General features: G+C 35.3%; 9 protein-coding genes. All 9 read left to right on the forward strand.

Features of this window, described 5'->3' with window-relative positions:
* Position 1 precedes the first annotated feature (1 nt).
* The 9 genes from fliG to DFR80_RS11655 all read left to right on the forward strand — a co-directional run bounded on the left by fliG (position 2) and on the right by DFR80_RS11655 (position 7,422).
* A complete protein-coding gene (gene fliG / locus DFR80_RS11615) occupies positions 2-1,006 on the forward strand; it encodes a flagellar motor switch protein FliG (protein ID WP_114490057.1) in 1,005 nt (334 codons plus the stop codon).
* The gene (locus DFR80_RS11620) at positions 999-1,757 is read left to right on the forward strand and encodes a FliH/SctL family protein (RefSeq protein WP_076544441.1); all 759 of its coding nucleotides are present in this window, start codon (positions 999-1,001) and stop codon (positions 1,755-1,757) included. Before fliG ends, DFR80_RS11620 begins: the two co-directional genes overlap by 8 nt.
* Complete coding sequence (gene fliI, locus DFR80_RS11625) at positions 1,750-3,057, forward strand: flagellar protein export ATPase FliI (protein WP_114490058.1); 1,308 nt, start codon at positions 1,750-1,752, stop codon at positions 3,055-3,057. Before DFR80_RS11620 ends, fliI begins: the two co-directional genes overlap by 8 nt.
* 26 nt (positions 3,058-3,083) lie before the next feature.
* Complete coding sequence (locus DFR80_RS11630; RefSeq protein ID WP_076544439.1) at positions 3,084-3,518, forward strand: flagellar export protein FliJ; 435 nt, start codon at positions 3,084-3,086, stop codon at positions 3,516-3,518.
* Complete coding sequence (locus DFR80_RS11635; protein ID WP_233493849.1) at positions 3,515-4,060, forward strand: MotE family protein; 546 nt, start codon at positions 3,515-3,517, stop codon at positions 4,058-4,060. The genes DFR80_RS11630 and DFR80_RS11635 overlap by 4 nt, the downstream gene beginning before the upstream one ends.
* A gap of 115 nt (positions 4,061-4,175) precedes the next feature.
* On the forward strand, positions 4,176-5,813 hold the full coding sequence (locus DFR80_RS11640) for a flagellar hook-length control protein FliK (RefSeq protein WP_114490060.1): 1,638 nt from the start codon (positions 4,176-4,178) through the stop codon (positions 5,811-5,813).
* Positions 5,814-5,826: 13 nt separating this feature from the next.
* Positions 5,827-6,258, forward strand: a complete 432-nt coding sequence (locus tag DFR80_RS11645; RefSeq protein ID WP_114490061.1) for a flagellar hook capping FlgD N-terminal domain-containing protein — start codon at positions 5,827-5,829, stop codon at positions 6,256-6,258.
* Positions 6,259-6,278: 20 nt separating this feature from the next.
* Positions 6,279-6,674 carry a TIGR02530 family flagellar biosynthesis protein gene (locus tag DFR80_RS11650; RefSeq protein WP_114490063.1) on the forward strand — a complete coding sequence of 132 codons (396 nt, stop codon included), beginning with the start codon at positions 6,279-6,281 and terminating at the stop codon, positions 6,672-6,674.
* Positions 6,675-6,837: 163 nt separating this feature from the next.
* Positions 6,838-7,422 carry a flagellar hook-basal body complex protein gene (locus DFR80_RS11655; RefSeq protein ID WP_114490064.1) on the forward strand — a complete coding sequence of 195 codons (585 nt, stop codon included), beginning with the start codon at positions 6,838-6,840 and terminating at the stop codon, positions 7,420-7,422.
* Positions 7,423-7,484: the final 62 nt, after the last annotated feature.

Raw genomic sequence — 7,484 nt, forward strand, 5'->3', positions numbered from 1 at the left:
TATGAGAGAAGAGTTAACAGGAAAAGAAAAGGCGGCTATTTTGTTGATTTCACTGGGACCGGACGTATCTTCTGATATTTTTAAGCATTTAGATGACGAAGAGGTTGAGAAATTAACGTTAGAAATTGCCAATCAAAATAAAATTGATCCTGAGACCAAAAAGAAGATTCAGGAAGAATTTTTGCAACTGCAGAAAGCAAATGATTATATTAATTCTGGTGGGATTAATTATGCCAAGAAAATACTGGAAAAGTCATTTGGTAAGGATAAAACCCGAAGTATTATCAATCGTTTAACTGCTACTCTTCAGGTACGGCCCTTTGATTCAATTCGCAAATCAGACCCCACTCAATTGTTGAATTTTATTCAGGAAGAACATCCACAGACAATTGCTCTGATTCTTGCCTATATTAATCCAACTCAGGCTTCTCAAGTCCTATCCTCACTTTCACCAGAAATTCAGAGTGAAGTAGCAAAAAGAATAGCTGTTATGGATAGAACTTCTCCGGAAATAATCAAGGAAGTTGAGTCCGTCTTAGAAAAGAAACTTTCATCAGTTGCTGCTAATGAATATGCTAGTGCAGGAGGAGTCCAGTCAATTGTTGATGTTTTAAATCAGGTTGACCGGGGTACTGAAAAGAATATTTTAGACAAATTGGAAGAGGACGACCCGGAACTGGTGGAAGAGATTAAAAAGAGAATGTTTGTTTTTGAGGATATTGTTCTTCTATCAGATAGAGCAGTACAGCTTGTATTACGACAGGTTGAAACTCACGACCTTGCATTAGCTTTGAAAACAGCCAGTGATGAGGTTGAAAATATTATAACTGGAAATATGTCTCAGCGAGCAGCAGAGATGTTGGAAGAAGATATGGAATTTATGGGACCTGTAAGAATTAGAGAGGTCGAAGATGCTCAGCAGAGAATTGTTAACGTGATTAGAGAATTAGAAGAAAGTGGAGAAATTGTTATAGCCAGAGGTGGGGAGAGTGAAGTAATTGTCTAAAGTTATTAAGGCATCTCAGGTTACAGGTAAATATAAGATAAGTCAAAAACCTAAAACCATTTCTTTAAATAATGATGACAGAGATGAATCTTTTTCGAAAGAGGAAAATAAAGCAAATAAAATTAATAGTAATAAAAATAAAATTTTGAGCCAGGCTGAAAAAAAAGCAGATAAAATTATTAAAGAAGCAGAAAAAGAAGCGGAAACAATTATTGAACAGGCAAAATCTAAAAAAGAGAAAATACTGTCTGAGAAAGATAAAATATATCAGGAAACTAAAGATGAAGCCCGAAAAGAAGGTCTGGCAGAAGCAGAATCTCAAATTGAAAAAAAGGAAAAGCAATTAGTTGATTTAATTTCCAGTTTTGAGAGAGAGTTTGAAAAGGAAAAAAGTAGTATTCGCAAAGATGTGATTGAACTGGCGGTTAAAATTGCCAGTATTGTTATTGACGTTAAATTAGAAACAGAGCATGATATGATAAATAATATTATTTCTGATATGCTGAGAAAAGTAGACGATAATCATCGAGATATTGTAGTCAGGGTTAATCCGCAGCTGCTGCCATATATTGAAGAGAATCGTTTTTATCAGCATATAAATCAAAAAAATATTGAATTTATTTCAGATCCAGAATTGCGAAAAGGTGATTGTGTAGTTGAAACTAATCTTGGTGGCAAAGAAGGAAGTCTTGATCATAAACTTGATTTAATAAAAACTGAGTTGTTAAAAGAGGTAGAACAGCATGATTGATTTAGATATGTCAAAATTAGAGAATAAACTTAAGGATATTAATATGACTCGTAATTTTGGTCATATCAATCGGGTGATTGGTCTGGTTATCGAATCTATTGGACCCCAGGCATCACTGGGAGAGCTCTGTTTGATCAAAGGAGAACAGGGTGATATTAAAGCTGAGGTTGTTGGTTTTGATGATAATAAAGTTTTAATGATGCCGATTGGTGAGATGGAAGGCATTAAGCCCGGAGCGAGAGTTGTGGCCACTGATTCGAAATTGAAAGTTAAGGTGGGACGAGAGCTGCTTGGTAAAATAATTGATGGATCAGGAAATGTAATTACCGACGCTGATCTTGGTGGTTTAAGTGAAGTTCCCGTTAATCGTAAACCTCCCAATCCATTAACCAGGGAAAGAATTAAAGAGCCACTGTCGTTAGGGGTTCGCTGTATTGATGGTTTTTTGACCTGCGGTAAAGGCCAGCGAATGGGTATTTTCGCAGGTAGTGGTGTTGGAAAATCTACTTTACTTGGGATGGCTGCTCGGAATACCAATGCTGATATTAATGTTATTGGTCTTGTGGGTGAGCGGGGACGTGAGGTCAGAGACTTCATCGAAAAAGATCTGGGGGAAGAAGGCTTAGAACGCTCAATTGTAGTAGTTGCTACCTCCGACCAACCGGCTCTGCTGAGAGTTAAAGCTGCAAATATTGCCACTGCAATTGCAGAATACTTTAGAGATCAGGGAGAAGATGTGCTGCTGATGATGGATTCTGTAACTCGAGTTGCTATGGCTCTGAGAGAGGTTGGACTTGCAATAGGAGAACCACCAGCTACAAGGGGTTATCCACCCTCTGTTTTTGCTGAGCTACCCAAATTATTAGAGAGAACTGGGACCAATGATAAGGGGTCAATAACTGCTCTTTATACTGTGCTTGTTGAGGGTGATGATTTTAATGAACCTGTTTCAGATACAGTGAGAGGTATTTTAGATGGTCATATTTCGCTTTCGCGAGAACTTGCAGAAGCAAGTCATTATCCTGCTGTTGATGTTCTAAGCAGTGTGAGCAGAATTATGGAAGATATTGTGAGCGAAGAACACAGTCAGGCTGCAGCAAGCTTGCAGAAAATGATTGCAACTTATAATCAGTCTGAAGATTTAATCAATATTGGAGCTTATGAAAAAGGTTCCAATCCTGAGGTGGATAAAGCAATAAATAAAATAGATGAAATTAATGATTTTTTGACTCAGGGGGTTAATGAATCAGCCAGTTATGAGCAGACTGTAAAACGGTTAATTGAAATAGCTAATAATTAGATATATAGTTATTGAGGTGGCTTAAAATGAAGGGATATAAATTTAAGTTTGAAAAAATCTTAAATTTAAGGATCAGACAGGAAGAACAGGAAGAAGATAAATATTTAATCTTAAAAAAAGAGTTAAATGCTCTTAAAAATAAGATTAAGACACTGGAATCGGAAAAAGAAAATATTTTTAAGCATTTAAGAGATCAAGAAAATGATCTTGCACTAAATATCAGCCTCAGGCGTTATTTGAAAAATTTAAAACTTAAACAAGAAAGAGTCCGTAAAGAAAAAAAGGAAAAAAAGAAAGAAGTAGATGAGCAGCTTGATATTCTACTGGAAAAGAAAAAAGAGCGAAAGACTTTAGAAAAATTAAAGGAACAGGAAATTGAAAAGTTTGTTAAAGAATTTCTGGAGGATGAGCAAAAAGAACTTGACGAGTTGGGACGACTTTATTCTATGGGTGGGAGATGAACTTGATAAAAAAGATTTTATTTTTTCTCTTATTATTTTTAATATTATTTGCTATGTTATCCTGGTCTTTTGATGCACTGGGAATTATTGATATTAAGGCGACTGTGAGTAATCTTGCTAATAATACTCCGTTTGTTAAAGATTATTTAATTACTCAGTCAGAGCTTGATTCTTTAAAAGAAGAAAATAATTCTCTTAAAAATACAATTTCTGAAAAAGATAGTAGAATTGCGGAATTAGAAACTCAAATCGAAGAATTAAATAAAAAATTAGCAGAGCAAAATAATCAATTTGCAAATTTAGAATCAGATTATAAGTCTTTAAAGACTGAAAAGAATAATCGGGAAGCAAGGTTAGAAAAAATCGCTAACATTTATCGCCGGATGGAACCTGAATCGGCAGCAGCTGTAATTCAGGAACTGGAAAATAATCTGGCAGTTGAAGTTTTAAGTAGATTGAAAGAGGAACAGGCTGCTTTAATATTAGAGTCTATGCCCCAGCAGCAGGCTGCAAAGTTTATCAGCCAGCTGGGTTTAGAATAAATTAATTCTGAAAGTTAGGTATATATAAAGAAAACTTAGTGTGACGGGCTCAATGCCCAAATACAAAGTTATCATTTTGTATATAAAAGAAAACTTTGTGAAAGGAGGTGAATAAATGACAGAAGCGATAGTCAATAATATAATTCAAAGCTCAAACAAAGACTTTTTTTCGCCAGGTAAAGAAAATCTTGAATCCGGGCATTCTAAAAGTTTTGCTAAGACTATGCGTGAAATTAACAGTCAACCTCAAAAAAGAAAAACTTATTCTGCCAGAGAACCTATATCCAGTCAGAATAAAAAGGCTAAGCTTGATGAAAAGGGATTCTTTAAAAAGTTGAAGAAAATTTTGCAGAAAGACAGCACAAAAGTTCCTTCAGAACTTCTCTCAATGCTTCAGAATGTTAGTTTGAATAGGGAGCAGAGAGCAATGTTGGGACAGTTAATGCTAAATTTGCAGAATAATAATCTTAGTATTTCAGATCTCAAGTCATTACTGAAAAAAAACAGTAACAGATTAAATCTGGAAGAGTCCAGTCTGCAGTATTTATTTAATGAAACTGAAGGAAACAAGGAGCTGTCTTTTCAGTCATTGAATATTGAAGATTTAGAAAAGCTGTCTTACTTAATGAAAAATGGGATAGTTAAATTATCTGAAAAAGAAAATTCTGAACTGAAGAGTGAAATAAATAAACTGAGTCAAATTTTGTCTAATCTGGATAGTAGGAAATTAAAATCCAATTTAAATCAAACTAAAGCAGCTGACAATGCTGATAGTAGTTTAGAGCATTTAATTTCTGTTTTAAAATCAGTTGATCTGGAAAGTGATTCACTGGGCCAAATTTCCAGGCTGGAAAATCTCGAAACACCTGTTTTAAGCAGCTTACTTGATCAGGATAATTCTGCTTTGTCAGAATCGGTCAATATGGTTACTTCTGGTGATGGAGAGTCATTATTTGCAGAATTAAGTGTTCAATTAGAAGAAATGCTTAAACAGCAAGACTCACAAAGCTCTGCTAATAATTCAGCAGCTAAAACTGATCTGCTTAACTCAGAACTTTTTTCTCTAAACTCGGATCTGTCTTCTGTTTTTGATTCTGCAGGGAAATTAGAAAATCAAAATAATTTTTTTGATTTAGATAATTCTAATTTGCTTTTTAATTTTGGGCAGGAAAATCAAAATCTTAACGGAAGTGTTAATACAGAGCAGTTTAGTTTAAATAATGAGAACAGAGCTCAACTTGCTGAAAGTGCTGATTTAAGATCACAGGTTGTGGAGCAGTTTAAAGGAGAATATTCCCCGGAAACAAAAGAAATGCAGATTCAACTAAAACCAGAATCACTTGGTAAAATTGATATTAGTCTTTCTTATGATAATCAAGAATTAACAGGTAAAATGCTGGTTGAGAGTGAGCTGGTGAGGGCACAGCTGGAAAATAGTCTTAAAGGACTAAAATCAGATCTGCTTAAACAGGGAATCAATATTGAACAGTTTAAGATTGAAACTGCGAAAAATGGCCCCCAGCAGGTTGATAAACAGGAAAACTTTGTCTTTGATCAACAGAACAGTGGTTTTAGTGATGGGGAAACAGGTCAGAATCAGGAATATGAGCAGCGTCAGTTCTTTCAGGGACAGTATTATGTTCGAAGACATAATGGTAGCCCTGACTTAGATAATGATAGTTTAGTAATGAGGCAGCAGGAAATTATTAATAGAGCGGCTTTTTCTAATGAAAAGCTCAATTTGCTTGCCTAAAGGAGGTAGTTAAATGTCTGATATTACCGGTGTAACAGCCGCTCAAAATACTCAATATGAACAGGAAACGGAGAGAGGCAGTCTAACTGGTGACAATGGTCTGGGTCAGGATGCATTTTTTAAGTTATTAATTACCCAGCTTCAAAATCAGGATCCACTTAATCCAATGCAGGATCGTGAGTTTATATCTCAGATGGCAGAGTTTTCTTCACTGGAAAAAACTGAAAAACTTTATTCTCTGCTGGAAAACAAACTGAGTTCCAACCAGGTGATTGATAACAGTAATCTAATTGGAAAAGAAATTACAGCCAGCGTTGAAGGCGTTGAACTTAAAGGGGTTGTTGAGGCAGTTAAATCTTCCAAGGATAAAGTTTTAGCAGTTCTTGATACTGGATCTGAAATTGAAATCAATAAGATTACTCAGGTTAAAAATGTTGAAGTTTAAAGCTAAAAGAGGTGTTAATAATGGATAATCGACTACAGATCAATCAACCAATACGACCTCTACCTAAAACACAGCAGCCAAATAAGACTGCTCAGAAAAAGAAAAATAGCAATTCTCCTTCTTTTAAAGATGTTCTGGGAGAAAAGATGAAAGGAAAAGAAAAACTTTCTTTTTCGAAACATGCACAGAAAAGAATTAATTCCCGTGCTATTCCAGTTACTAAAGCTGAACTTGATAAGCTTAATAATGGAGTAGAAAAGGCTCGCGATAAAGGAGCAAGGGATTCTCTAGTGATGGTTAATAATGTGGCTTATATTGTGAGTGTGGAAAATAATACTGTAGTTACTGCAGTTGATGAGGAAAGTATGGATGATAATGTCTTTACAAATATAGATAGTGCAGTTTTTATGAAATAAAAGTGAAATAATATTTGAGATTAGGAAAGTTAATTGATTTAATTTAAGCTAAAAATAATAAAACTAGCTTAAAATCGGATATGAGCTGGACCTTTTTCAGGAAGCTCTGTCCTGCTGTCGATAACAGCAGGACTCCGATAAATACTGAAGGAGGAAAAATTATATGTTAAGATCGATGTATGCCGGTGTGTCAGGTTTAAATGCACATCAGCAGATGATGGACGTGACAGGTAACAATATTTCCAATGTAAATACTATTGGTTTTAAAAGCAGCCGTGTCACTTTTAAAGAAATGTTAAGTCAGACAATTCAGGGTGCTTCTGCACCACAGGCTAACCGGGCCGGTACCAATCCACAGCAGGTTGGACTTGGTGTGGGAGTTGGAAGTATAGATAGTGATATGTCTTCCGGTAACCTGCAGTCAACAGGGAAGACTTCTGATGTTGCAATTCAGGGAGATGGATTCTTTGTTTTACGAGATGGCAACAATCAGGTTTATTCCAGAGCAGGAAACTTAAACTTCGATGAAAACGGAAGGTTATATTCATCCAGTACTGGAATGCTGGTTCAGGGCTGGATGGCAGATGCCAATGGAGACTATGGAGATTTTAATGCTCAAAATATTGATGACATTACATTAAAACAGGAAATTAATGCTCAAGAGACTGACAAAGTAAAGTATGGGAAAAATCTTGATGCTGGAGCAATGAATAGTGGCTCTTTGACAAATGTTGTGAAATCTAAATAGCACCGTTTGAATCATGTTATCTCTTTAATTTTTTGAATTACTCTTAAATACTCAGTAATGAT

Origin of the sequence: Halanaerobium sp. ST460_2HS_T2, from assembly GCF_003337665.1 — a bacterium.
GTDB lineage: Bacteria > Bacillota > Halanaerobiia > Halanaerobiales > Halanaerobiaceae > Halanaerobium > Halanaerobium kushneri.